General features: G+C 45.9%; 19 protein-coding genes. 10 read left to right on the plus strand and 9 right to left on the minus strand.

Features of this window, described 5'->3' with window-relative positions:
• Positions 1-126: 126 nt before the first annotated feature.
• Positions 127-933 carry an AraC family transcriptional regulator gene (locus FHW89_RS27610; protein ID WP_172338274.1) on the minus strand — a complete coding sequence of 269 codons (807 nt, stop codon included), beginning with the start codon at positions 931-933 and terminating at the stop codon, positions 127-129.
• A gap of 80 nt (positions 934-1,013) precedes the next feature.
• A complete protein-coding gene (locus tag FHW89_RS27615) occupies positions 1,014-1,901 on the minus strand; it encodes an oxidoreductase (protein ID WP_172338275.1) in 888 nt (295 codons plus the stop codon).
• Positions 1,902-2,202: 301 nt separating this feature from the next.
• Between FHW89_RS27615 and FHW89_RS27620 the strand changes: the two genes are divergently transcribed.
• Together FHW89_RS27620 and FHW89_RS27625 are read left to right on the plus strand one after the other, a co-directional pair.
• Entirely contained in the window at positions 2,203-4,362 is a 2,160-nt protein-coding gene (locus tag FHW89_RS27620) for a DUF5703 domain-containing protein (RefSeq protein ID WP_172338276.1), read from the plus strand.
• 7 nt (positions 4,363-4,369) lie between these two features.
• Positions 4,370-5,755: a GDSL-type esterase/lipase family protein gene (locus FHW89_RS27625; RefSeq protein ID WP_172338277.1), complete on the plus strand. Its 1,386-nt coding sequence runs from the start codon at positions 4,370-4,372 to the stop codon at positions 5,753-5,755.
• Positions 5,756-6,244: 489 nt separating this feature from the next.
• On the opposite strand, the gene FHW89_RS27630 is transcribed toward FHW89_RS27625, so the two are convergent.
• From FHW89_RS27630 to FHW89_RS27650, 5 genes are all read right to left on the minus strand, one after another.
• Positions 6,245-6,715 (minus strand): carboxymuconolactone decarboxylase family protein, encoded by a 471-nt coding sequence (locus FHW89_RS27630; protein ID WP_172338278.1) that lies wholly within the window; start codon positions 6,713-6,715, stop codon positions 6,245-6,247.
• A gap of 524 nt (positions 6,716-7,239) precedes the next feature.
• On the minus strand, positions 7,240-9,270 hold the full coding sequence (locus tag FHW89_RS27635; protein ID WP_172338279.1) for a PAS domain S-box protein: 2,031 nt from the start codon (positions 9,268-9,270) through the stop codon (positions 7,240-7,242).
• A gap of 211 nt (positions 9,271-9,481) precedes the next feature.
• Positions 9,482-11,002, minus strand: a complete 1,521-nt coding sequence (locus tag FHW89_RS27640; RefSeq protein ID WP_172338280.1) for a RagB/SusD family nutrient uptake outer membrane protein — start codon at positions 11,000-11,002, stop codon at positions 9,482-9,484.
• Between the two features lie 10 nt (positions 11,003-11,012).
• Positions 11,013-14,348 carry a TonB-dependent receptor gene (locus FHW89_RS27645; protein ID WP_172338281.1) on the minus strand — a complete coding sequence of 1,112 codons (3,336 nt, stop codon included), beginning with the start codon at positions 14,346-14,348 and terminating at the stop codon, positions 11,013-11,015.
• Positions 14,349-14,552: 204 nt separating this feature from the next.
• A complete protein-coding gene (locus FHW89_RS27650; RefSeq protein WP_172338282.1) occupies positions 14,553-15,713 on the minus strand; it encodes a FecR family protein in 1,161 nt (386 codons plus the stop codon).
• Between the two features lie 139 nt (positions 15,714-15,852).
• Between FHW89_RS27650 and FHW89_RS27655 the strand changes: the two genes are divergently transcribed.
• Positions 15,853-16,434 carry an RNA polymerase sigma factor gene (locus FHW89_RS27655; RefSeq protein ID WP_172338283.1) on the plus strand — a complete coding sequence of 194 codons (582 nt, stop codon included), beginning with the start codon at positions 15,853-15,855 and terminating at the stop codon, positions 16,432-16,434.
• Between the two features lie 268 nt (positions 16,435-16,702).
• Here FHW89_RS27655 and FHW89_RS27660 read toward each other — a convergent pair whose 3' ends face one another.
• The gene (locus tag FHW89_RS27660; RefSeq protein ID WP_172338284.1) at positions 16,703-17,113 is read right to left on the minus strand and encodes a hypothetical protein; all 411 of its coding nucleotides are present in this window, start codon (positions 17,111-17,113) and stop codon (positions 16,703-16,705) included.
• Positions 17,114-17,116: 3 nt separating this feature from the next.
• Positions 17,117-17,665: an RNA polymerase sigma factor gene (locus FHW89_RS27665; protein WP_172338285.1), complete on the minus strand. Its 549-nt coding sequence runs from the start codon at positions 17,663-17,665 to the stop codon at positions 17,117-17,119.
• 114 nt (positions 17,666-17,779) lie between these two features.
• Between FHW89_RS27665 and FHW89_RS27670 the strand changes: the two genes are divergently transcribed.
• From FHW89_RS27670 to FHW89_RS27700, 7 genes are all read left to right on the plus strand, one after another.
• Positions 17,780-18,127, plus strand: a complete 348-nt coding sequence (locus FHW89_RS27670) for a hypothetical protein (RefSeq protein ID WP_172338286.1) — start codon at positions 17,780-17,782, stop codon at positions 18,125-18,127.
• A gap of 122 nt (positions 18,128-18,249) precedes the next feature.
• Positions 18,250-20,682, plus strand: coding sequence for an outer membrane beta-barrel family protein (locus FHW89_RS27675; protein ID WP_172338287.1), 2,433 nt, complete (start codon positions 18,250-18,252; stop codon positions 20,680-20,682).
• 263 nt (positions 20,683-20,945) lie between these two features.
• Positions 20,946-21,698 (plus strand): MBL fold metallo-hydrolase, encoded by a 753-nt coding sequence (locus FHW89_RS27680; protein WP_172338288.1) that lies wholly within the window; start codon positions 20,946-20,948, stop codon positions 21,696-21,698.
• A 383-nt stretch (positions 21,699-22,081) separates the two neighbouring features.
• The gene (locus tag FHW89_RS27685) at positions 22,082-23,086 is read left to right on the plus strand and encodes a YncE family protein (RefSeq protein ID WP_172338289.1); all 1,005 of its coding nucleotides are present in this window, start codon (positions 22,082-22,084) and stop codon (positions 23,084-23,086) included.
• A 105-nt stretch (positions 23,087-23,191) separates the two neighbouring features.
• Positions 23,192-23,869, plus strand: a complete 678-nt coding sequence (locus tag FHW89_RS27690) for a response regulator transcription factor (RefSeq protein ID WP_172338290.1) — start codon at positions 23,192-23,194, stop codon at positions 23,867-23,869.
• Complete coding sequence (locus tag FHW89_RS27695) at positions 23,866-25,125, plus strand: cell wall metabolism sensor histidine kinase WalK (protein ID WP_172338291.1); 1,260 nt, start codon at positions 23,866-23,868, stop codon at positions 25,123-25,125. The genes FHW89_RS27690 and FHW89_RS27695 overlap by 4 nt, the downstream gene beginning before the upstream one ends.
• A 145-nt stretch (positions 25,126-25,270) precedes the next feature.
• On the plus strand, positions 25,271-26,506 hold the full coding sequence (locus FHW89_RS27700; protein ID WP_172338292.1) for a TolC family protein: 1,236 nt from the start codon (positions 25,271-25,273) through the stop codon (positions 26,504-26,506).

Raw genomic sequence — 26,506 nt, forward strand, 5'->3', positions numbered from 1 at the left:
ACAAAGTATTTAGTTCTTAACCCCCCCCTGCACCCCCCATTTCAACAATAACAACTAGTACTAAATAGAACTATCTTAAAACCAAAGGTGAGTCGATATGCGTCATACTATCGATACATCACTACATCACACCCTCGATGGCGCTACACCAAACGTTTTCTTAAAAGCATAAGAGAAATGTGAAAGATCCTCAAAGCCCAGTTCCAGGTAAACATCAGATGGGGCTTTGCCTTGTTCCTTGATCTGGTAGTGTGCCTCCTGCAATCTTTTTTGCTGTAACCAGCGGCTTGGGGTGATGTGGAAGATCTTTTCAAAATCGCGCTTAAAAGTGGCCAGGCTACGGCCGGTTAAATACGCAAACCTTTTGAGCTGTACGTTAAAGTGGAAATTTTTATTCATAAAGCCTTCCAGGTCAATTTTACCAGGCTCGCTAAAATCAAACAGCACATCTTTAAGTTCGGGGTTGCCCTGTAGCAATATTAGGATGGCCTCACGCAATTTGATAGCCAGCAGGTTTTTATCCATGGGTAGCTGAATATGTTCATAAGGCTGCAACGAATCCATAAAGCTTTTGTAAAGCGCGTTAGGTTTTAGGACAACGATGCTATCGCCCTCATATTGCTTTTGCGCCGTATAGCCATATTCCATACTAAAATTGCGGAGCGTTTGCTGGTCCAGGAGCACCGATACCGATTTAAACTCGCCGCCTGGAGGGGGCTGTTTCAGGAATTTAACCAGCTGGTTGCGCCGACTCAGCCTGAAATCGCCGGGACCGGAGTGATATACTTTATTCGCGTCGGTAAGGGTAAGGTCGCCCGAGATCTGGAAGCTGAAAGCATGCTCCGGGATAAACTGTTCGCCGCCACGGCTCCGGGTATAATAACAGGAGTAATGGATCTCTGATTGCGGACTTAGTTCGTTCTCTTTTAGCATATAAATCAAATTTAAAAAATTAAAACAGGATCACCCGCAAATTGCAGATGACCCTGTTGGGGATATCCTATATCAAATGATTATTTGCCCTTCTTGTTGATGAGATTTTTACCCATTTCTGTTTCCAGGAAATCTTCGGCTTCATGGTGGTCTGTAGAAAGGCTCACCGGTAGCCATTTTTCCATTTCGGCAGCACGCTGGCTATCGGCATTTTTTAATAAAGCGATAGCTTCACTGCCCAGTACCAGGTGTGTTGGTGGCTCTGGATTGTCAACGAGTTCCACCATTACTTTGGCCGCTTTATCCGGATCGCCTACGGGTACAAATTTACCGCTTTTGAAAAAATTGGTACGGGCTTCTACGGTTGATTCATAACCCTCAACCAATGGGGCGTAGGTCATGGAATCGCCTGCCCAGTCGGTACGGAAACCACCTGGTTCCACACAGGTTACATGGATGCCCAGATCGGCTACCTCTTTGGCCAGCGCTTCGCTGAAACCACCCAGACCAAACTTGGCTGCCTGGTACATGGTTAGTCCGGCATTACCCACGCGCCCGCCAACCGAGCTGATCTGCAAAATACGGCCCGAGCGTTGCTTACGCATATAAGGCAATACCACACGGGTGATTTCGATAGGAGCATACAGGTTGGTTTCCAGCTGGCTGCGAACCTGCTCATCCGTAAAAGCTTCGGCAGCGCCAATGATGCCAAAACCGGCATTGTTCACCAGTACGTCGATACGGCCAAAATGGGCGATGGTGCTTTCAACAGCCTTAACGATCTGTGCTTTGTTGGTTACGTCCAATTGCACCGGAAATAACTGACCGGGATATTGAGCGGCCAGGTCTTTTAATTGTTCGGGTTTGCGGGCCGTAGCAGCAACTTTATCGCCTTTGGCCAGTACTGCTTCTGTTAGGCTGCGTCCCAATCCGCGGGAGCTACCTGTTATAAACCATATTTTTGTCATTGTATTTTTTATTTTGTTTGTATAACAAAGGTCGGTAGTATTTGAGGATGCCGCTTTGTTGAAACGCTCAAGTTGCTTTGTTGAAACGTTCAGAGCCTCACCCCAACCCTCTCCTTTGGAGAGGGGGCTAAAAAAGAAAATTTGGAAAGTCCTCTCCTTTGGAGAGGATTTAGGTGAGGCTTCCCCCGGGTTAATCCTTTTTTAATATTTTATTAAGTTCCCTTGGTTTATTTGTATCACCAATTAACCTATTATTGTTATTCCAAACCAATTACTAACACCATTCCGCAAATAGACCAATATGTATAAAAAGTACTTCGGACAATTAAGCCTTGGCCTGACATCGATTGCGTTGACCTCAACCGCGTTTGCCAAACCCCTTCAACAGGATACCCTGCTTAACCAATACAACGTAACCTGGGATACGCCCGGACCAACATCGGCACAATCAATGCCCCTGGGTAATGGCGATATCGGCCTTAATGTGTGGGTAGAGAAGAACGGCGACCTGGTATTCTACATCAGCAAAACGGATGCCTGGGGTGGCGAACTCAAGGAGCAAAAAGATCCCTGGATGCAGCAAGGCGGCGTACTCATGAAGCTGGGCGCTATCCATGTGTCCGTGAGCCCCAACCCATTGACCAAAAGCACTGCCTTTAAACAGATACTGAAGCTTAAAAACAGCGAGATATTGGTGCAGGAAGGGGAAGGCAGATCGGCAGTGAAGCTGCGGGTTTGGGTGGATGCTAATCACCCGGTGATCAGGGTGGAGGCGCAGAGCGGCAGCCTGGTAAGTGTGAACGTAAAGTTGGATAACTGGCGGGCGGGCCAAACCGATACCATACTAAACAATCAGCAAAACCAGATAGCCTGGTATCATCATAATTCGGCAACAACTGATCCACACCTGGCTAACCTGACCTTTGGTGCCATAGTAAAAGGTAAAGGACTTGTAAGCAAAGATGCATCAACATTGCAATCCGGCAAAGTGACCTCGCAGTTGATCTCTATTTATCCTTTAACCGCTGTTGCCGGTAGTGGCGAACAATGGCTGTCGAAATTAAAACAACAGGTAGCCGGGATCGAAAAATTAGGGCTCGAACAAACCCGCGCTGCGCATCAGCAGTGGTGGCGGCAGTTCTGGAATCGCAGCCATATATTTTTAAATGGCGACGAGCAGGCCAGGCAGGTTACCCAGGGTTATGTATTGCAGCGTTTTGTTACCGCCTGCGCGGGTCGTGGTACAGGACCTATCAAGTTCAACGGGTCGATATTTGTGGTGGATAATCCTAATTGGAAACGCGATGGCAAGGCCGATGTGCAAAATGCCGATTTCAGAGCCTGGGGAGGGCAATACTGGTTCCAGAATACCCGTGCCATGTACTGGCCTCGCCTCATGGCCGGCGACTTTGACATGATGCTGCCCCTGTTTAATATGTACGCCAAAATATTACCGGCTAACACGGCGCAGGTAAAACAGTTTTACAATCATGGCGGCGCCTACTTTGCCGAAACCTCGCCGTTTTGGGGTGGCTTGCAATATATGGGCCCGGATGTAAAAGCCAATTATACCGGTCATTATTTTACGCCGATACTGGAGTTGAGCATGATGATGCTCGACTATTATGAATATACAGGCGACGCTAAATTTGCTAAACAAACCCTGCTGCCGATAGCCACCGCGGGGCTGCAATTTTTTGATCAGCATTTTGGTCGCGACAGCACAGGTAAACTCCTGCTTGATCCGGACAATGCCATCGAGATGTTCTGGAAGGTGCACAACCCTGCACCGGATATCGCGGCGCTGCATGCCGTGATTAGCCGGATGCTGCAATTGCCTGCTGCGCTTGTTGATGATAAAACCCGGGCGCAATGGCAAAAGTTATACAGTATACTGCCGCCGCTGCCGGTAAGCGAGGATAGAAAATTATTGCTGCCTTATACCGGTCCGCAAACGGCCAAATCATTCAACAGCGAAAACCCGGAGCTGTACTCCATCTATCCGTTCAGGCTGTATGGCATCGGCAAGCCCGACCTGGAACTGGCACGTAATACTTTTGATGCCCGTAAACAACGCGCCAAAGGCTGCTGGGTGCAGGACCCTATACAGGCCGCCATGCTGGGTGAGGCCGATGTGGCCAAAGACTATGTTAGCTTCGCGCTTACCCGCAAAGCGCCCGATCTGAAATTCCCCGCTTTCTGGGCATCGGGCAATGATTATCATCCCGATGAGGATAACGGAGGCAACGGCGAAAACGGTCTGCAACAAATGCTGCTGCAAGCCGATGGCAAAAAAATTATCCTGCTACCCGCCTGGCCCGCCGGGTGGAATGCCGATTTTAAGCTGAACGCCCCTTACAATACTACCGTTGAAGGCAAAGTACTGAACGGCAAATTACAAAACCTTAAAGTTATCCCGGCCAGCCGCATGGCCGATGTGATAGATATGAGCAAGAAATAAGATCATTATGAAAAACATTCTCATCGTATGCATGGCCTTATGCCTGGTATTACCGGCAAGGGCTATCACCCGAATTACTTGTATAGGCGCGAGCATTACCCATGGTGCAACCCTGCCCAATCCGGCAACACAGGCGTTCCCGGCACAGCTGGGAGCTTTGTTAGGTAAGGATTACCAGGTGAGCAATTTTGGTGTGAGCGGCGCTACATTACTAAGCAAAGGTAATTTCCCTTATGTGAGCACACCGGCCTATCAGCAGGCATTGAAAAGCAACCCGGATATTGTATTTATAGATCTGGGTGGTAATGATGCGAAGGCTATCAATCGCCCGCGCTATAATGAATTTGAGGGCGACTACCACACGCTCATCAAATCTTTCCGGGAGCTGCCATCGCACCCGCGCATCATTTTACTGTTGGCTATGCCTTCTTTTGAAAAGGACAGCACAGGCATTTATGATCCGGTTATTGTAAATCAGGTAAACCCGCACATCAGGCAGGTAGCGTATGACGAAAAACTGGAAGTACTGGATATGCATTCGCCGTTGATCAACCATGCGGAGCTGATGCCCGACGGGATTCACCCCAACATACAGGGCTCGGCCATCGCTGCCCAAAAACTGTATGACGCCGTATTGCTGAAGCCAGATAACGGGTTTGATATTTTTAAAGCCATCAAAGAACCCTATAAAACCGACTCGTTTTACGGCTATCCTTGCGCTACATTTACCCTTGATGGTCGGGAATGTAAAGTGGTAAAACCCAAGCGGGCGGCCAAGGGCCATCCCTGGATCTGGCGGGCACGCTTCTGGGGCCACGAGCCGCAAACAGATATCGCCCTGCTGGAACATGGTTTTCATGTGGTATACAGCGACGTAGCCGAACTGCTGGGCAACGACGAAGCCATTACCCGCTGGAATAATTTTTACAAGATCCTGCACGATGGCGGTCTGGGCCAGAAAGCGGTACTGGAAGGCATGAGCCGCGGAGGCATTTATATCTATAACTGGGCAGCCGTTAATCCAACAAAGGTAGCTGCGGTATATGCCGATAACGCCCTGCTCGATCTGCAGTTTTGGTCAGACTCCACTCTACTTAAAAAAGATTTTAACCTCAAACAGGTAAAGGACCTGGCGGCGCTGAAGGCAAGCCCGATAGATAAAATTTCGCATATAGTAGCCGGGAAATACCCCATGCTGCATCTCTCGGCCGATGAAGACGAGGCCCTTGATCCCTCAAAAAATACGCTGCTGTTTGAGCAAAAGGTAAAAGCCTTGGGCGGCTCCATCACCGTGATCCACAAACCTGGTTTTAAACACCACCCGCACAGCCTGCCCAATCCGCAGCCCATTGTTGATTTTATTTTGAGGGCAACGGGATATACTAATTATTGATTTTCCTGTTTGAACTTATTGCTGCAATAAGGATTGAGAAAATCAGAAGGAGCGGGAGACAGCGCGATTCCCTCCCTCGGGAGAGTAGGGAGGGGTTTACACTGCCTTCATCATGAATAAACCCCACTTTCCACAGTCGCTCGGCCGGAGCCTACAGGTGTTGGGAATACGGAAAAAGAGCGGAGGGCAGTGCGATTCCCCTTTTGAGAGGGGTGTAGGGGTGTGTTCTTCTGCTTCATGAATACACCCCTTCCATCACACAAGCCTACGCCCCCCTCTCAAGGAAACTTGATCGGTATTAGAAGGATGTCATTTCGAACAAGGTACGAGGAGAAACTATCTCTTGAGCGCAGCGAAAAATCTTATACATCAGATAGGCAAATCTTATAAGATTTCTCTTCGCTCTACTACACGCTCCTACCCCTGCTCATCGAAATGACACTTTTTTTTAGGGACTGCACCACAAGGGTAAATTAAATACCTATTTTATTACGCCCTTACCTTATACTGACCGGGTTGGTAAGCGCCAACCGGTGCCGGGAACGCGATGTTCAGCCGGTTATAGCTATTAATAGTGATCACGGCTATAGTCAGGTCGATGAGTTCCTGTTCGGTAAATTGGCTGCTGGCATGACGGTAGATCTCGTCGGACACTGGGCCATCGGTAACTTTGGTCAAGGCTTCGGCCCAGGCCAGCGCAGCACGTTCGCGTTCGGTGTAAAAAGGAGCCTCGCGCCAGGCGCTCAGCAGGTACAGGCGTTGTTCGGTTTCGCCTTCGGCACGCAAGTCTTTGGAGTGCATATCCAAACAAAAGGCGCATCCGTTGATTTGTGATACGCGGAATTCAATTAAATGTAAAAGTGATTCTTCAACCGGCGATTTAGACAGGTAGATAGCCAAACCATATATAGCTTTCATCGCTTCCGGGCCTTTTTGATGTACATTAAGTCGTTGTTCCATTTTTTTGATCTTTAATGAGTATGAATAATTAATTTATACTCCAATGATGAATGAGATCAGAGAAACTGGACATGATTGATAAAAAAATTTCACTTTTATTTTTTAGGGTTGTATATGGAATAATAACTTATGAAAAGACAGACGTACCAAAAGGTTTGTCAGTCTGAGCTTGTCGAAGACTCGGGCGTAAAGGCCTGTTCACCATGACACCCCATTTTATCCTTGGGCCTTTTCATTAAATCGCCCCCGCAGTCGCTCGGCTCCTGCCGAGTGACGATTATCCGCAGGCCTCTGGCCTGCGAATTCAAACATCACCATTCTTGTTTTTTACAGCGGCCGGAGGCCGGGTAATAGTGGTCACTCGGCAGGAGCCGAGCGACTGCGGGGTAAAGACAGGTGCGCCAAGAAGGGGCCTGTCAGTCTGAGCTTGTCGAAGACTCGCGCGCAGAGGCCTGTCCACCATGGTTCGACGGAGCTCACCATAATACCTTTTTTTATCCTTGGGCTTTCCCGCTAAAATACGATTACCTGTTGAGCGGTATCTCGAAGAAGAATGTTGATCCTTTTTCCGGCTCGCTATCCAGCCAGAGCTTACCATGATGGCGGGTAATGATCTCTTTACTGATATATAAACCGATGCCGAGCCCCGATATGTGGGAAGCCAGTTCCTCAACCCGGTAAAAACGGGAGAATATACGTTCCTGGTGCTCTTTCAGAATTCCCATGCCATAATCCTGTACGGATACCCTAACTATATGATGCACCACGGAAATGGTCACATTAACCAGTTTTTCGTTGGGCGAGTATTTTATGGCATTGGAAAGCAGGTTAACGATAACCTGTTCTATCCGCTGCTTATCGGCCGAAATGAAGATCTCCTGTTCGGGATGATGTAATACAATCTGGTGCGTTTTGGTTGAATACTGGATGAGTTCGATAGTTTCCTGTACAACCTGCGTAATGTTAAAGTTGCTAAAAGAAAGGGGTAGTTGGCCGGTCTCTATTTTTGAAACATCCAGCAGGTCGGATATCAATTCGGATAGTTTTTTAACCTGTAGCAGCGCCTTTTGTAAAAAGGGTTTATTAAGGTCGGTATCCGGAAGCGTGCGGTTCAATATCTGCAAGTAACCGCTTAAACTGGTTACAGGTGTTTTTAGCTCGTGGCTGGCCAGGCCTATAAACTCTTCTTTTTTATCATTAAGCTTACTTATTTCCTCGTACAGTTTGGTGTTATCCAACGCTATAGCTGCCTGGGTTGCAACACCCGATACCAGTTGTTCATGTTCCCTGGTAAATTTGGCTGGTTCCGGATGCCCATAAAACAAGCCACCTATCACCGAACCCGATTTAGAAACTACCGGCACTGCCAGGTAACTCACCACAGGTAAATGCCCTTGAGGCATACCAAAATGCGGACTATTCTTGCCATATCGCGGATCCTGGGTTATATCATCAGAACGTACTATGCTTTCACCTGTAAAGGTAGGATGAAAAACGGCTGTATTCCGGGGTATCCCAAAACGTTCAAAAGCTTCCCTTGGCGCTCCTGACAGTGCAAACAACGTATAGGATTCACCATCCTCATCAATATTGTTATAAAAAAACGCGCCGAATGCCGCACCGGTTAACCTGGTAGTAGTATCGGTTACTTTTTGCAGGATATCACTCACATCCATCCGCTCCGAAATAACTTTTCCCAAAGCGTTGAGCACTTCCAGGTTTTCCGCGTAACGTAACAGCCTGGCTTCCGTTTCCTTTTGATGGGCGTTGTTCCTGATCACTTTGGCGGCCCCTATCACCCGGCCGTTAGTATCCCGGATGGGCGAAACAGATATAGAAACCGGGATCTCCAACCCAGCCTTGGTAACCCGGAAAGTTACATAATGCTCCACCTTTTTATTCTTGCGGATCCTTTCCAGAATAAGATCTTCTTCCTCCAGACGATCCTCGGGGATAAGCATGGTAATATGCTTCCCGATAACATCCTTTTCGGTATAGCCCAGCAATTTTTCTGCCGCAGGGTTCCAGCTGGTAATAACCCCATCCAGGTTTTTACCGATGATGGCATCATCCGATGATTCGACAATGGCGGCCAGCTTGGCACTTTTTTCTTCGGCCAGTTTGGCCTCGGTTTGGTCAACAATGGTACCTATAAAGCGCTCGGGCTCCTGTTGTTTATTAAAATAGACTTTGCCTTGTGCTCTTAGCCACCTTATCTCGGGCTTATCAAACCTGATGATACGATACGTCATATCATAGCTATGATCGCCAAGTGGATCCATGGCTTTTTTCATAGCCAGCTCCAGGGCATCCCTATCTGCAGGGTAAATATGCTCCGTAAAAAGTTCAAAATTTATTTCGGCTTCCGGCGGTAAGCCATACAGGTGTTTACACTCATCAGACCAGGTAAGTTCGCCGGTTAGCGGCTTATAATCCCATGTACCTAAATTAGCAGAAGCAATGGCCATACGTAACCTGGCCTCGCTTTTTTCGAGTTCGGCTTCACGTTGTTGATACTGTGCAAGCTGCTGCTGTAAATCGGTAAGGCTTTCCATGGTATAGATACAAAACTAAGTTATTGAATTTTGATTTATGCCAATAAAAACCATAAAAATTGATTATTTTATCATTATTTAATAAACTATTTGCTTAATATGAAAGCAACAAGACAAACGACTTAATTAAAGAGCAATATTTTTGATGTCTTTTTATAAAAAAACCCGGCAGTAAAATTCTTACCGCCGGGTTGTTATCAGCTAATAGTTATTATTTATAATCCGGGTTTTGGATCAGTACGCCCCCGCTCTTGTCAATTTCTGTTTGCGGCAGCGGCCAGTGGTAAAACTTATCTTCAAAATGATAATTGATGAGACTGGTTTTTACCGCGTTAAGTACCGGCCCGGCAATATGCCATCTTAACAGATCATAATGACGCAGACCTTCAAAAGCCAGCTCAATGCGGCGCTCATGCCTGATCCGCTCGCGCATCTGATCTTTGTTGTAACCTGCCGGATATGCAGGCATACCTACACGTGCGCGCAGATCAGCCATGGCTTTGTAAACCGTAGCATCCGGACCGGCAACTTCATTCTGGGCCTCGGCATACATCAGCATCACCTCACCTAAACGTAATATTACGGCGTCTTGCTGGCTCAGGGTCGAGAAGCCATAAGGCATATTATTAGGCTCAAGGAATTTGATGGTACCATAACCCGTAGGGCGCAGGTTTGACGGGTGGTATACCTTACCCGGACCGAAATAAACCGAATCGGCATATACCGTTTTTGCCAGCCTTGGATCGCGATTTTTGAACTGGTTCTTGGTATCGGTTAGCGGCGATGTGCCATATGGCAGGCCATCGGTACATTCAAAAGCATCCACCATGTTTTGCAATGGCGCACAGGCATCATAATCGCCGTAGTACAGATCCCATGGTGTTGTATTATTTGGCGCCAGGAAGTTGATCGAGAAGATGATCTCGGTATTATTCTTTTGTGTAGCATCGCGAAAGATGTCTTCAAAATTTGTGCTCAGCTTATACTGCCCCATCAGGTCGAGGCACAAGTCCCTAACCTGTGCAAGCATAGCCGGATCAGGGGTGCCATTATTACCAAAACCGGCAAATAACAATACCCGTGCCTTTAAAGCTTTTGCCGATGATGCAGCCGCATGCCCGCCATTGGCGTAATAGGCAGCGGTGTTCAAATTAGCGATGCTATAGTCCAAATCCGCGGTAATTTGGGTCAATACCTGGGCCGCAGGCACTTTCGGCTGTTTCTGATTGCTCAGATCAAGCGGCTGCAGTACCAGAGGCACATCGCCATAAATACTGTACAGCTGAAAATAGAAGAAAGCCCTGATAAACCGTACCTCGCCTTCGTACACTTTTCTTTGCGCATCAGAGATGTCTGAGCCTTTGTAGTTACCCAGGTTTTGTAAAAACAGGTTTACCCGTGCAATACCTACATAGCTATCGTTATAAATGCCGGTTTCGTACCCGCCTGTAGTGGGGTTAAAGTTACCCTGAACAAAATCTTTGGAGCTGCCGGAGTTAAACTGGTTGTACCCGTTATCGGTAAAACAATCCCTGAAACCCATGCCTACGGCAAATTCTTCGGGCTGCAAAGAAGCGTAAACAGCGGCAAGGGCCTCATCAAAATCGGCTTTTGATTTGTAGAAGGTTGATGTGGCTATCTGATCCGCGGGGTTCAGATCAAGCGTTTTTTTACATGCGCCTAAAAACAGCGATGTAATGAATATAGTGGTTATGATAATTCGATTTTTCATGTGGGGCTAATTATAAAGTAACATTTAAACCAAAGGAGTATATTTTATTTTGCGGATACTGCACCTGGTCGCCGCTGCCATAACGTTCAGGATCAAGCCCCTTAAACTTGGTTATGGTTATTAAATTATCACCGGCAAAATAAACCCTCAGCCTGTTGATCCCGATCTTTTTGGTGATCTGAGCCGGTAGCGTATACCCGAATACCAGGTTTTTAAGTCGTAAATAGGAGGCATCCTGCAGGAAGTAACTTGACCGCCTGCCGATCTTATCCGGTGCACTCTGCCCAAAATAAATACGCGGCATAGTGGTTGACGGATGTTCCGGCGTCCAGGCATTTAACCAGTCGGTGGTTGGCGAAGCACCCTGCACAAACGGAATGGTTCCCCAGCCGGATACGTATGATTTAACACCATAAACCCCTTGCGCCATAGCCGACAGATCAAACCCTTTAAAGCTGGCACCAATATTAAAGGAGTAATTCAGTTTTGGATAAACACCACCAATAATGGTTTTGTCATTCTGGTCAATTTTACCGTCGCCGTTCACATCCTTATATTTCAGATCGCCTGGCAGGGTTGAATCTGAAAACTGCTTTGGTGAGTTAGCCACCTCTGCTGCCGACTGGAATATACCGATCACCTGCAGCATATAGAATGAATTCCATGGCTGCCCGTTTTGGTTGATAGTATAATCGCCAATTTCTGTTTGACCAAACTGTACCAGTTTATTGCGGTTATGGTCAACATTAACACCTACATTATAAGCAAAACCCTTCAAGCCGCCATCTCTGATCACGTTGTTATAAGAAAGGCCAACCTCAATACCGCGGTTATTTACCACCCCATTATTAATAGTAGGGGCTCCCAGGCCAACGGCTGCGGTAACCTGCGCCTGCCTTAAAATATCTGATGTGGTTTTATTATACCAATCGGCTGTTAAGCTTAAATTTTTGAAAATGGTTATATCCAAACCAATATCGGTCATGGTAGTGGTTTCCCATTTAATGGTCGGATTGTTCAGGTTTTGCTGAGCAACGCCTGTTGTAAGGGTGGAGTTATCAAAAGAGTAGTTACCGGTAAAATTCAGCAATGCCTGGTAGGGGTAATTACCCACGTTTTGGTTACCCAATTGGCCCCATGACCCCCTTAGCTTAAAATTATCAAGCCAGGTAAGGTTGAGCGCTTTTACAAACGGCTCTTCGGTAGCGCGCCAGCCCGCCGAGAACGAAGGGAACACCCCCCATTTATTGGCGCCATAGAACCTGGAGCTTCCGTCATAACGGATGTTGCCCTCCAGCAGGTACCGGCCTTTAAAATCATAATCAACACGACCGAAGTACGACATCAAAGCCCATTGGTTTGATGTACCGTAAGCGTTTTGAATGTCTGAGCCGCCGGCGTTCAGTTCCTGCAGGTCAATGTCGGCAAAGTTTTTACGGTAGCCTTGCAGGTACTGGTATTTACTTTGCTCAACGCTGTAACCAAATTGTGCCTTAACGTTATGCCCGTGAAAATTATGCGCATAGTTTAAATAACTGTACAAATTGGTATAAACGGTTTGTTCGTCCTGGTCAGTTAAACCCTTGCCCAGGTCAAGCGATGTTTGCAGTTGGTTGGTCCTGAAATTGTATTCATCAAGGGTGGCTTTAAAATCCTTGTATTTATCCATGTTAAAATTCACCGCACCCTTGGTGTACCATGAAAAATCCTTATTAAACTGTACTTCAAACCAACCCTGTGCATTTACAGCATAATCATTGGTTACTCTTTTGTAGTTCTGATCAAGTACGGCTATCGGGTTTTTATTGTTATACTCAAAATCATAGGCTTTGTAAGTATAACGCCCGCTGCCATCAGTCAGGTACGGACCATATGTAGGCGCCTGTGACATGGCCGAAAGGAAAAGGTCCATAGATGAACCATCCCACTGGCTTGGCGACGAAGGGTTACCGGCTACTGCATCTCTTGTACCCGATTTTAACAACACATTGGTACCAAACTTGATATGGTCGTTAATTTTTGAAGTTAAGTTGATACGGGCATTGTAACGTTTATAATCAAACCCCCGTTCAATGCCTTGCTGGTTTACATAACCCAATGACACGTTATAGGTAGTTTTCTCGTTACCACCGGTAAAGGTAAGGTTATGATTTTGTGTTGGTGCTGTTCTGAATATCAGGCTCAACCAGTCGGTATTCGGGTAGTGCAGCCTGTCGGTACTGTTACGGTACAGGTCGATCTGATCCTGCGGATAAAGCGAACCCGGATCTGTTGTACCACTGTTGATGCGGGCCTGGTTAAACAGTTCCATGTATTGGGCTGAATTGGTTACCAGCTTAAACATTTTGGTAGGGCTGTAAAAACCTACGTTACCATCATAGGTAACCGCCATCTGGCCCGATTTACCTTGTTTGGTAGTGATCAATACCACACCATTGGCAGCTCTTGAACCATATATGGAGGCCGAAGCCGCATCTTTCAGTACGGATACATTGTCGATATCGGTTGGGTTAATGTCGCTGAAATTGCCCGGAACACCATCAATCAGGATCAACGGATCGGAACCCGCGCCGCTAAAAGTGCTGTTACCCCGGATACGGATAGATACGCTCTCGTTACCAGGTTCGCCCGAGCCAACATTGATCGCTACACCGGGAGCCAGGCCCTGAAGCATAGAGGCCGGATTCACTACCGGGCGCTTGTTCAGCGTTTCGCCCGTAACAGATGATACGGCACCGGTAAGGTTCACTTTCTTTTGGGTACCGTAACCTACCACCACAATTTCGCTCAGAGCTGATGTTTGCTCTTTTAAAGCCACATCAATACGGGTTTGGTTGCCCACCGCTATCTCCTGCGAAACAAAGCCGATAAAACTGAACACCAGAACGGCATTATTATCGTTCACCTCTATCTTATAAAAACCGCTCATATCGGTTTGCGCGCCTGTATTTGTACCCTTCACTTTTACGGTAACACCGGGTAGGCCAACACCTTTTTCGTCCTTCACCTGGCCGGTTATCGTAATAACCTGTACCGGTTTGGCCACGGCTGGCTTGGGAGTAACTACGATGGTGTTGTTATTCACCACATAGCTAAATGGCTGGTTCTGGAAGCATTGCTTTAACACGTCGCTCAGGTCGGCGTTTTGCAGGTGCACATTTACCGGCACCGCCTTTTTAAGCAGTTTGGCATTATAAAACACACTGAAGCCGCTTTGCAGGTGAATTTCCTGCAGAGTTTCTACCAGGGAGGCGTTATTTTTATCAAGGCTGATCTTTTGTGCAAATGATGTGGCTGCGCTCACTTGCAGTATGGTAACCAGGCACAAAAAAAACGACAATTTCATAATCAGAAATAATTTAGATCTAAGGCAGGGCCATTCCCTGCATCTTATTGCAGCAGATTTTTTATACATTTGAATGTTAGGTTAAATAATTGGTTATGAGAAATATGATCATTAATTGCTACCTGACAGCTATTCAAAGCTTTATACCAGGGGCGCTGCGAACGCTCCTGGTTATAAACAGGTAAACATTATAGGTAAGGAAAGTTACTTCATAATGATTACCCTCCTTCCTTCTATCTTATAGTGAATGGAACGGGTAAGTACCATCACATCCAGCAACTCATTTATACTTTTGTACTTGGATATAGTACCACCAAATTCATTCTTTTTCACCTCTTCATCGCGGTATTCCACATCAACATCATACCAGCGGCCTACTTGTTTCATCACTTCGGTGATATTCAGATCATGGAATATAAACAGTCCGTTTTTCCAGGCCATAGTTTGCTGTATATCGGCAGGGCTCACTTTGATGGCAGCTCCGTTAACCGCATTGCCCTGTTGCCCGGGCGCCAGCATTACCGCCGAAGCGCCGCTGCTCATCTGCACCGAACCTTCCAGCAGCGTAGTAGTTACATTATTGTTATCGCCGTAAGCGTTGATATTAAAATGGGTACCAAACACCTGTACCTTTGTGCTATTGGCCTGTACAATAAATGGTTTAGCCTTATTTTTAGCTACCTCAAAATAAGCCTCGCCGCTTAGTTCAACTTCGCGGGTTGCACCGGTAAAGGCCTGCGGAAACTTAATGGACGAAGCCGCGTTGAGCCAAACCCGGGTACCATCTTCCAGTACTACCTGGTACTGCCCGCCCCTTGGTGTGGTGATGGTATTAAACTCGGGCGTTGCAGCCGTATTGTTGTTTGTATTGGTAAAATGATATACCAGCATACCATTCCCGGTTTTACTTACAGTAACCCCGGGTCTGGTTGCCAGCTTGCCGTTTTTGGCATCATCAAGCACAATGCGCGAGCCATTGGCCAAAGTTAAATAGGCTTTATTGCCGCCGGGTAATATAGGCGGCTGAACTTTATTTGTCAGTTTTACAGTACCAGTTTCGTGATTTTTTTTACGCTGGATAAAAAATATCCCCGCGAATAGCACCGCCACAAAAACCGCGGCAACCTGCAGCCAGCGGTATCTGGCCACCTTACGCCGCGGCAATTGAACTACTTTGCGGTTATCGTTTAATCGCTGCCATATACGGGTACGCACATCTTCTTCCCTCACCTGGTCATCATCCCAGCCTTCATCAGCCAATGTCATTTCATCGCGGTATGTATCCAGCAGTTTTTTTTCGTCGGCTGTACATTGTCCGCTCATGTACTTTTCGTACAAAGCAAGGAATTCGTCTTTGGTTATCATTGGGCTACAATAGCAGGTTTATACCTTGTTAGTGTAAATTTTATATAGACACACACATTAATTTTTAATTTTTTTTTCAACCGGCAGTTAATTGTGGATTTATTTGGCTGGCTTTTCCTAATTTTATCCAACCAGTTGTATGCACAATCCCCCGATTAATGACTCTGAGCTGTGGCTTGCCATCCGTAATGATGACGAACAAGCATTTGCCGCACTTTTTGACCGGTACTGGATACGGTTGTATAAAACGGCGCTGCGATATCTGAAAGACCGCGAAGCCAGCGAAGAAGCCGTGCATGATGTGTTCCTGAATATCTGGAACAGGAGGCATGAGCTCGAGATCGAATCATTTCCCAATTTTTTATTGACCGCTATCCGCTACCAGGTTTATAACCGCATGCGGGCCGTAAAATCGCCGGTTGTTTTAACCATAACCGACGCGGAGATTAGCGAACTACTGGATCATAATGCCGGTGAAAGCCGCATCAAAGACCAGGAGCTATTGCATGAATTGGGGCAATACCTGGAGCAATTACCCAAACGCTGCCAGGAAATTTTCCAGATGAGCCGCATTGACCATCTCTCCAACCAGGAAATAGCCGGCCGGCTGGGTATCTCCAAACGCACAGTCGAAAACCAGATCACCATGGCACTCAAACACCTGCGGGTTTGTTTAAAACACGCATCGGTTATGGTGGCGTGGTGGTATATTTTTAAATAGGATTACCTGATGTATTTTGCTGTGGAGACTCACGATAGCCGCTGAGGAAGGCCGCATCTTTCCACCTCCGCGTCATTGCGAGGAGGAACGACGTGGCAATCCCCGATATGCAGAGCGTCTCTGTAAGTAGGGGATTGCCACGCTGCGCTCGCAATGACGCGTGAAGGGATAGTACAAAAACAACTGGGCTACCCCATATTCAAAATGCCGAACACGATCCAAATTGCGTCAGGCCTCCAATTTCCAGTTCTTTTCAGCATACAAGCGCTTAATTCTTTTCAACAACCCTTTGATCAAACATCAAAGTACCTAACAGTATCAACGTCCCCAGCATAAGCAGCCATTTAAACTTAAGCATGGCCTGCAAAAATTGGTTTCCGGAATTAATATCCACTATCGTTAAAATACCATAAACTATACCTAACCCCGCTATCAGGCCTAATAAAGCCAGTAAATTAAAGCGGATATCACTCCGTTTTTTCAACTTTAGCTGGAGCTGACGGCTAACTTTTGAGGCAAAATTGAAGGATAAACCCTGTTCTGGCTCTTTATTTAGCTTTTGAAATAATGACTGATAGCTTTCCACCTGCTGCTTTTCTGAAGCAGATAACATTTCGCCGGATGGCTTCAATTCACTATCCAGCATTGCCTGGATCTGTTCATCGGTCAGCTTTTTCATGATTTAATTTTTAAGATCGTGTTCAATTTTTTCTTTCAATAACTTGCGCGCCCTAAAAAGGTGGCTTTTAACCGTTCCCTCGGGTATGCCCGTGATCTGTTCAATTTCGGGACAGGTAAACTCGTTTAAATGGTATAAGGTTAAAACGGTGCGGTATTGCAGCGGCATCTGCTCAATCAGCAGGTTTACATAGGCCGCTGTATCTTTTTTCACAAGCTCCGACTCGGGGCTGTCTTCACTAAAATGATAATGATCTATATTTTCAGGATAGTCGGCCTGCCGGGCTGCCTTGCTTTTTTTTACATGGTCAACAGCGGTCAAATAGGCTATCCGCGCAATCCAGGTGGATAACTTGGATTGAAAACGGAATTTCGGGAGACTTTGATGTACTTTAATAAAAACTTCCTGGCAAATATCCTCCTTATCCTGCAGGTGTTGCACCAGGCGATTCACTACAAAGAAAACCAGCTTTTCATATTGTTTAACCAATACTTCAAAAGCGTGGAAATCTCCCCTTAATATCCTGGAAACAACTTCCTTTTCATTAAACATATTATAGTAGTCTGCATCGGCCAGTTAACGGTTGCAAAAATTAAAGAAAAATATTTGCAACCGTTCTGTTATTTTTAAAGACTACTGTATCAAAATCATTTAAATTAAAACATCATGAAACAGTTAATGCCTTTTATCGTCGTTATCATATTCTTTATCCTTATCGCCATATTCATACTTGCCCTGTACAACTACCGTTTAAAGAAACGCATTATTGACGCGGGCCCTTTAGATGAGATCGGTCTTAAATTTTTACAGCAGCTCTCGGGCTTTGGCACCGAAGCCATGAAATGGGCTATCATCCTGGCAACTACCGGCCTGGGTCTCATCGTTATGCAGTTTATCCCTTACAGTGCCGAAGATTCACCCCTTCCGTATGGGGTTGAAATGTTGTTTGTAGCTGCCGGTTTTTTCCTGTACTATCTTTTCATCCGCAATCACCGCGATAAACATCCGCTTTAATTCAATCATCAGGGTAGTTTACCCTAAAAAGCATTCCCGGTAAATACTGCAAATTTTAAAGGCTGTTGGTCTTTACGGGGATTGCGTTGTCAAAAATTTTCCATCTCCAAATCTTAATCACCATGACAACTAAACCATACGCCTTTAGCATCATTTTATCGCTTGCTTTCCTGATCATGCAAACCGGCAGCATCCTGGCCCAAACCAACAGTGGCAAATTGATATTAAAAGGAACCCTCTCCGATTCGACCACACACCATAAACTGGCTTTTGTAACGATAAAACTAAACGACGACGAAGGTCAAACCATCAGGGTCGGTGTTACCAGGGAGGACGGTTCATTTGCTTTTGCAGTGCTGCCACCCGCGGCTTATCATGTGGTGATGGTAGCCATAGGTTACGCGCCCAAAACGATCCTGCTTGATCTGCAGAAAGACACCGACCTGGGTTTAATCAGCCTGAAGCAGCAGGTGAACAGTTTAAAAGAAGTTGCTATAACCGGCACCAGGCCCATCATCAGACAAAAAGCCGACCGCATCATTTACGATCTGCAGGCCGACCCTGAAAGCAAATCCAACAATGTTTTGGGGATGATGCACAAGATCCCCTACATCACTTTGGATGGTCAGGATAACATCCTGTTAAAAGGCAATTCCAGCTTTAAAGTTCTTATCAACGGAAAGCCATCGCCCAGTATCGAAAACAATTTAAACGCCATATTGAAAAGTATGCCTGCATCCACTATTGAAAGAATAGAGGTGATCACCATACCGCCATCTAAATATGATGGCGAAGGCCTGGCGGGCATCATCAATATTATTACCGTAAAAAAACTAAATAACGGGTACAGCGGATCACTAAACGCCAATGAAAGCTTCCCTGTTGGCGGCCCCGGCGCGGGAGGATCTTTCACGGCTAAAAGCGGCAAGTTTGTGATAGCTGCTTTTGGCGGCGCGAGCATCGCTAACAATCCTACAACTACTTTTATCAATAACAGGGAAACATTCGGCACAACCCAAACCAACCTGCTGCAAACGGGAGATCGCCGGTTGAACAATAAAACAGCTTACTTTGGTACCGAAATGAGCTATGAGATCGATTCGCTTCACCTCATCTCGGGACAGTTTAACCTCAATGGTAGTCGTACAAGTAGTCATATGACCCAGGTATCCGGCCTGAACGGAACCTCGGGGATAAACGAGGCATACGACCTGTTGAATAATAATAAAGGGACAGGCTATGGCTGGGATGCCGCACTTAATTACCAGGTTGGTTTTAAAAGGGTTAAAAACAGGCTGCTAACTTTCTCTTATCAGTATTCGGGCAACCGCAACAACCGCGATGGGGATGTAACCATCACCAATCCGGTAAATTTTAACACACCGGATTATACCCAAACCGACAGGCAAAAATTCAATGAACATACCTTACAGGTTGATTTTGTAACCCCGGTTAAACAGGTAAATATTGAGGCGGGTGTAAAAGGCATCCTGCGTGCCAGTAACAGCAATTTTGGCTACAATAGTTTTAACAGTGCCACAGGGCAGTTTGATGAAGATGCGGCACTATCAAACCAATACACCAACAATCAAAATGTGTTCAGCGCCTACAATTCGTACCAGGTTAATTTAAAAAGCTGGAACATCAACGCCGGGTTCCGGGTAGAAGAAACCGTGATCAGGGCCGATTTTATCAGTACCTCCACGGTTGCCAAACAAAATTATTTCAACGTGCTGCCATCCATCGCCATAAGTAAAAATTTCAGCGATCAAACCGCGCTTACCTTTGGATTTTCGCAACGCATCCGCAGGCCGGGTATCAACAGGCTTAACCCTTATATCGACCGCTCCAATCCTAATTTTGAATCAACCGGAAACCCCAACCTGCGCCCCGTATTGCTGAATGATGTGCAGGCAGGTTACAGCAGCGGCAAAAAACTGTCATTAAACATAGGGTTGGATTATTCCTTCATGAACAACCTGGACTTGCAGGTGGCCGACTTTGACCCCACCACACAAATTACACGCACCAGTTATGCTAATACAGGCAAAGCAAGCAGCTTTGGCGGCAACCTGTCCCTTGCCTACCGCGTTAGTAAGCTGTACAATGTAAGCCTGAACGGTAACCTGATGTACCTGTGGTTGCAGGGAACCGCGGATGGCAGTATAGTACGTAACGACAGACTGATGTATTCCTTCTCCCTTTCAAATGGTTTCCGTTTCAATAAAGGATGGGCAGCAAACGTCGACCTGAATGTGGTTAGCCGCAATCCTACTGGCTTGCAAGGCTATTCAAACGGATTTGTAAGTACTTCTTTGAGTGTAAATAAAGAGCTCATCAAAAACAAACTGGGCTTTGCCGCCCGGGTGAATAATCCATTCACGGGTTACAGGAATAATATCACCCACACCTTCGGGCCCGATTTTAACCAGCTGTACACCTCCCGCGATTATTACCGGTCATTCGGCATCAGCCTGAATTATAAATTTGGTGGGCTCAATGATGGTGTTAATAAAAGCCGGAGATCTATCGAGAACAATGATGTAGCTAATTAGTATTGTGACATGCCTCACACAGTTTCCCGGTTGCTGTGTGATAGATTTGTGTTGCGATCACAGATGCTGGAAAGAGCGTTTACTGCCGGTTAAAATCCCCTCTTGAGAGGGGGCGCGTAGGATTGTGTAATGGCAGGGGTGTGTTCATCAAGCGAAGAACACACCCCTCCACCCCTCTCAAGAGGGGAATCGCACACCCCTCCCGCTCTTTTTCTTTCCAACACCCGAGATCTCAACACAGAAATTAAACTTATTTATAAAACATGAAAGATATAGTTAATGTAACCTACCTGGGCGGGCCCACCATTATCCTGGAAATAGGCGGATTAAGATTGATAACCGACCCAACACTTGATCCCGCCGGCGAAACATTTATGCTCGGCGATAAACCGGGCTACTGGAAAACTTCGGGGCCGGCCACTACGGAGGTTGGGCATATAGATGCGGTGCTTCTCAGTCATGATCAGCATGGCGATAACCTTGATCATGCAGGTCGAAGATTATTGGAAGCCGTTGGCAATACATTCACAACGCACATTGGTGCGGAGCGGCTTGGGCCTGATGCTACCGGGCTGGCGCCATGGGAAACCATCCGTTTAAATGATCAGGTTACCATAACCGGCACACCGGCAAGGCACGGCCCCGCTGGCAGCGAAAAAATAACCGGAGATGTGACCGGCTTTATTGTAGAGAGCCCCGACCTCCAGATCTATATCACCGGCGACACCGTTTTTTATGAAGGGATCACAGAAATAGCCTCCAGGTACAATCCCCAATACGTTTTCATTTTTGCAGGCGCCGCCAAACCCCGCGGCCCATTCAACGTAACTATGGGCAGTAACGATGCTATTGACACCGCCTCCGCTTTCCCGAACGCAACCATTATCCCGGTACACTTTGAAGGCTGGTCGCATTACACCGAAGGCGGCGAGGTACTTCAACAATCATTCACCGCTCTGGGTATTGCAGACAGGCTCCGGATTTTAACGCTGGGTGAGAGAACGAGTTTGTCGTAAACAATACAATGACCTAGTTTAGGTAATCTCCCCAATTTTTCGTATATTTATATAGATTCACAGCCCGAATGTCTTTCAGCAGACATCCGGGCTGTTTGGTTAAGGATAGCATTAAACTCAAAACCAGCATCTTTTTATACAGCTATTTAATTATCAATAAATTAATACTTTTTAAACTTTTCAAAACCCATCAAAAATTTGTTAAAAAGTGTTAAAATGGCGTTAAAATTTAGTTAAAGTGGCCAAAAAGCAAGGATTTTCATCGGCTTTTTGAGTTAAAAAGTGTTAAAATTTAAGGTTTAAAAAGTTTTTTGAACCGGCGCAGGACCTTTACAAGTTTTCTACAGAATCAAGGCTGAACTTTAAATCAAAAAAAAGAACCCATGAAAAAATTTATATCAGCTCTGGCTTTGATGGTGTCCATTGGCCTGCTCCCGCAACTGCTGCATGCGCAAACCTATGAGCTGGATAAAACTATCCCCCTGCCCGGCGATGGTGGCTATGATTACCTGTCGATTGATAAGGTAAACAACCGTTTATATGTGTCGCACGGTACGGCTGTGAATGTGATCGATCTGAAAACCGAAAAACTGGCAGGCCTTATCGGCGATCTCAAAGGCATACATGGCATCGCTATCGACAATAAAGCCAACCGCGGCTTTATCAGCGACGGCAAAGCCAACGCCGTAGTAGCATTTGATCTTAAAACCCTGAAGGTTATTGCAACCATACCCTTAACAGGTGCCAACGGCCCCGATGCTATTATGTACGATCCTTACAGCGACCGTGTTTTCAGCTTTAACGGTGAAAGCAACAACTCATCGGTAGTTGATCCGAATACTTTAAAACAGGTTGGAACAGTTACACTGGGCGGTGCCCCTGAATTTGCCGTAGCCGATGGCAAAGGCAAAATTTACAACAACCTGGAAGATAAAAGCAGTTTGAATATCATCGACAGCAAAACCCTCAAAGTGATTAAAAACTATCCGCTTGCCCCATGCGGCGGGCCAACCGGTTTAGCTTTGGATGCTGTAAATCAGCGGGTATTTACTGTTTGCCGCGAAAATAAAGGTGTGAGTGTGGTAAACATCAATACCGGTAAAGTGGTGACCACCTTACCTATAGGCGCCGGTGTTGATGCTGTGGTTTATGATCCGGAGACTAAGCTCATCTTCTGCTCCTGCGGTGATGGGGTAACTACGATCATCAAACAGCAATCGGCCGATGAGTATAAAGTGATCCAGACCTTGCAAACTGCCTATCGTGCTAAAACCATGGCCCTTGACCCTAAAACGCACAAAATTTATTTAAGCGTGGCCGAGTTTGTAAAGGGGACACGAACCGCTTTGCCTAACACTTTTAAAGTACTGGTTTATAAACTAAAATAAACAGGTTCAAGGCTCGAGAGACGTGGTTCGAGGCTCTAACCTTAAAAAACGAACCCCGGCCCTCGATCCCCGAACCCAAATTATTCGTATTTTTAAAAAAAAAGCTTGAAATTATTGATCATAGAAGATGAGGCAGGCCTGCGGGATAGTATCGAAGCGTACTTTACCGAAGAGGGAAATATCTGCGAAACTGCGCATGATTTTTCTTCGGCCATGTCCAAGGTTAATTTGTACCGGTATGACTGTATTGTGCTGGATATCACCCTACCCAATGGTAGTGGTCTGGATATATTAAAACACCTGAAAGCCGGACAACAGGCCGATGGCGTTTTGATCATTTCGGCCAAAAACTCATTAGACGACCGCCTAACCGGGCTTGATCTGGGCGCCGATGATTATCTCACCAAACCTTTCCACCTTTCGGAATTGAGGGCGCGGGTTGCGGCTATTGTCCGGCGTAAAGCATTTAATGGCAACAATATCCTTACACTCAATGAGATCTTTATCGACCTAACGGCCAAAGAAGTAAAGATCAACCAAACAGCGGTTAAATTTACCCGCAAGGAGTATAGCTTACTCTTATATTTTATAGCCAATAAAGGCAAGGTGGTTTCAAAAAGCGCCATTGCCGAACATCTTTGGGGCGACAGCATAGACATTGCCGACAACTTTGATTTTATTTATTCGCACATCAAAAACATCCGCAAAAAAATGGTGGAAGCAGGTGGTAAGGATTATATCCAGGCCGCCTACGGCATGGGCTACAAGTTTACCGATGCATGAAGCTGCTCGACAAATATAACCGCATCAACATCAGCGTAACGGTAATTATTATGCTGGTTACGGGTGTTATCTATTACTTCACTATCCATGCCATACTTACCCACCAGGTTGATAAAGCTTTACTGGTAGAAGAACGTGAGGTATTTGATTACGTTCAGCTTAACCATCACTTGCCGCAGGTGTTCAGGACCAACCACCAGGAGATCATCTTTACACCCGCTAACGGTCCGGTTCAAAGAAAATTTATTGATACCTCCTATCGTGATACCAAAGATCAGGACATGGAGCCGGCCCGTGCCATTATCACATCGGTAACCGTGGGTTCGCAGCTATACAAGATCACCGTAATACAATCAACAGTAGAAACCGAGGATCTGATAGGTGATGTTTTCCTGATCACCATTATACTTATTGTTGTTTTGGTGATAGCACTGTTTTTATCAAACCGATTGATATTACGACGCATTTGGCAGCCTTTTTATACCATACTTAATCAGCTTAAAGTATTTAACCTGGCCGAGGATAAGGCCGTTGCCTCCGTACCCTCAACTATTGATGAATTTACAGAACTTGACCAAGCAGTAGGCATCATGGCCACCAAAGCCAAGGATGATTATCTTAACCTGAAAGCATTTACAGAAAATGCCGCTCATGAGCTGATGACGCCCATATCCGTCATCAATTCCAAACTGGATACGCTGGTACAAACCGGGCAATTCTCCGATTCGCAAAGCCAGTTGCTTAATGATATCTATAATACGGTAGCCCGCTTAACCCGGCTTAACAAATCCATGCTGTTACTCACCAAAATTGAGAATGGCCTGATACATGACCAGCAAAACATTAATCTGAAAGAGTTACTGAGCACGAGTTTTTGGCAATATGAAGAATTGCTTGGCAGCCTGAATATCAAACTAACAACCCAGCTTAACGACTGTGAAGTACAGGCCAGTCCGCTGTTAATGGAAGTATTGATAAACAACCTGATCAGTAATGCCATCAGGCATAACCTGCCAGGCGGCTCAATCACTGTCTCGCTCGATCAGCAACAGTTACAGATCAGCAATAGCGGGAAAGATGGAGAGATTGATATTGAGCGTGTCTTTAAACGGTTCCAAAAATCTTCGGCTTCTGAGGGCATCGGGCTTGGTCTTACCATTTGCCGGCAGATCTGCAATAATTATGGGTTCAATCTGCAATACCAGTTTAGCCAAAATACCCACCATTTTACCATAAGCTTTGCCGTTACAGAATAATTCCAGAATTGATATTTAGCTTAGTAACATCCAAAAAATGGAATTGTATTGAAACTTTTAAAGATTAATTATAAAGCTTAGATTTAGACTATCGGTCGCTAAGCCTAACCCCATCTGCGTAACCGGTATGGGCCCATTGTAACTTATGAAACATCTGCTCGTATCACTTCTATGTTTACTGATGAGTTCTTTTTGCTTCGCGCAGCAAAAAACACTGGACGACTACTTACAGGTAGCCGTAAAGAATAGCCCGCTGTTAAAGGACCTCAACAACCAGATATTATCGGCACAACTGGATAGCGTCCGGATAAAGGCCGGCTTAAAACCCCAGGTAAGCGCGGGAAGCGCGGGTCTGTATGCCCCGGTTATTCGTGGCTATGGCTATTCGCAGGCCATTACCAATGGGCAAACGCTTGATGCTTTATTATCTGTCAATAAATCCTTCATCAGCAATGGTTATCTGAAGGCGCAATATGCTGGTATCGGCCTTCAGCGCGATTCTTTGCGCAATAATATTAAACTCTCTGAGCAGGATCTGCGCCGCACCATTGCCGCGCAATATATAGCCGCTTATGGGAGTTTGCAACAGGTAAAGTTTAATAAAGAAGTGGTAACCCTGTTGAGCGGTGAAGAAGACTTGCTCAAAAAACTCACCCGGAATAATGTGTACCATCAAAGTGATTACCTCACCTTCCTGGTTACTTTAAAACAGGCACAATTACAACTTTCGCAGGCCACGCTACAGTATAAAACAGATTTTGCGACGCTGAATTACCTTACCGGTATTACAGATACTACCGTTGCTGAACTACAAAAACCGGCACTGCAAAGAGCGATCAATGCCGACAAAACCAACAGCATATTTTTCAGGCAATACGCACTTGACAGCTTACGGCTGCTCAATACCCGCAAACTCATCGATTACACCTACAAACCCCAGGTAAAAGCCTTTGCCGATGGTGGTTATAACTCCGATCTGACCGCCCTTTATTATAAACATTTTGGTACCAGTATTGGCTTTAGCCTTACTGTACCTATTTACGATGGCGGTCAGCGTAAGCTATCATACAAAAAACTATCGCTGGAAGAAGAATCCCGCAAAAACTATAAGAGCTTTTTTGCCCAGCAATATAGTCAGCAGATCATCCAGCTGAACCAGCAGATAGATGGCTATGATACGCTGATAGCAGATATCAACAACCAGTTCAAATACTCCGAAACTTTAATCAAAGTAGATACTCAACTGTTACAAACCGGCGATCTGCGGATGGCTGATCTGATACTGGCTATCAATAATTATCTCAGCATCCGTAACCTGCTAACGCAAAATACCATCAGCAGATTGCTGCTCATTAACCAACTCAACTACTGGAACCGATAA

The sequence above is a fragment of the Mucilaginibacter sp. SG564 genome, assembly GCF_013149275.1.
Lineage (GTDB): Bacteria > Bacteroidota > Bacteroidia > Sphingobacteriales > Sphingobacteriaceae > Mucilaginibacter.